Genomic DNA, 1,258 nt, shown 5'->3' on the forward strand with positions numbered 1-1,258 from the left:
GTAGTGGTCAACTAAAATTGGCCACGGTTTTAGAGTTTTTCCAATACAGTCGTTCAGACTCATTGGGTGTCAGACCACCATTATATTGATGTGGCCTGAGTTGGCTGTAATAGCCTGTGATATATCGTGTTATGTGCTCTCTTGCTTCGCTAAAACTGCGATAACCCGACACTGGTATCCATTCTGTCTTTAGACTTCTGAAGAACCGCTCCATCGGACTATTGTCCCAGCAATTACCTCGCCTCGATAAGCTTTGCTTGATTTGATAACGCCACAGCAGTTGCCGATAAGAACGACTTGTGTAATGACTTCCTTGGTCGCTGTGGAACATCACGGCTTTGGGCTTACCTCGTGATTCAAACGCCATAGAGAGAGCCTTTCCTGTCAACTTGCTATCGGGCGAGACTGACATCGCCCAACCAATAGGCTTTCTCGCGAACAGATCGATGACAACAGCGAGATACATCCAGCGCTGCCCCGTCCAAACATACGTCACATCACCTACCCAGACTTGGTTGGGAGAGGTAACGGCAAATTGTCGAGATAGATGGTTGGGGATCTCTACGTGTTCTTGTGATGCCTTTCTATAACGGTGCTTCGGTGTTTGGCAGCTTACCAACCCTAATAATTTCATTATCTTAGAAGCTCGATAACGCGTCAGTTTTACACCTTGGGCTGTCACCATATCGGCAATACTTCTCGCACCAGCAGAGCCATTGCTTGCCATATGAACTTCTTTAATGAGACTTTTTAGTTTCACCAACTCAGGGGATACACGTTTAGAGCGACAACGCCAGTATTTGTAACTGCTGCGGTGGACACTGAACACATGACACAAGGTTTTTACACTAAAGCTCTGCCTGAGTTTCTCGATTATCGCGAGTTGTTCAGTGAGTCCGACATCAAGAGAGCTGTAGCCTTTTTTAATATTTCATTATGTTCTTCAAGACGGACGAGTTTCTTCTTCAGCTCACGTATCTCAATTTGCTCTGGTGTCATCGGTGAGGCTTGGGGAGTCACTCCGTTTCTTTCTTGCTTAAGTTGCCTTACCCACTTGTCCATTGTCGATTTACCAACACCCATGGCCTTTGCTGCTTCGACAACGGTGTAGTTTTGGTCGAGAACAAGTTGCGCTGCTTCGAGTCTAAATTCCGCACTGAAAGTACGTCTGATTCGCTTAGTCATAGTTTCACCTGTCATGTTATGAGGTGCATCTTAGCACCTCTAATCAGGTGGCCAAATTCACTATGCCACTACA

1 protein-coding gene is annotated in these 1,258 nt (G+C 46.0%); it reads right to left on the minus strand.

The genetic code is table 11. From position 1 onward, the window contains the following. Positions 1–7: 7 nt before the first annotated feature. Positions 8–1,185, minus strand: a protein-coding gene (locus SU60_RS17890; RefSeq protein WP_128814720.1) for an IS3 family transposase whose coding sequence is annotated in 2 segments (ribosomal slippage) — positions 8–918 and positions 918–1,185 — 1,179 coding nt in all. Because the reading frame shifts where the segments join, the coding sequence is not laid out codon by codon here. Positions 1,186–1,258 lie beyond the last annotated feature (73 nt).

The organism is Vibrio mytili (assembly GCF_000830505.1).
Lineage (GTDB): Bacteria > Pseudomonadota > Gammaproteobacteria > Enterobacterales > Vibrionaceae > Vibrio > Vibrio mytili.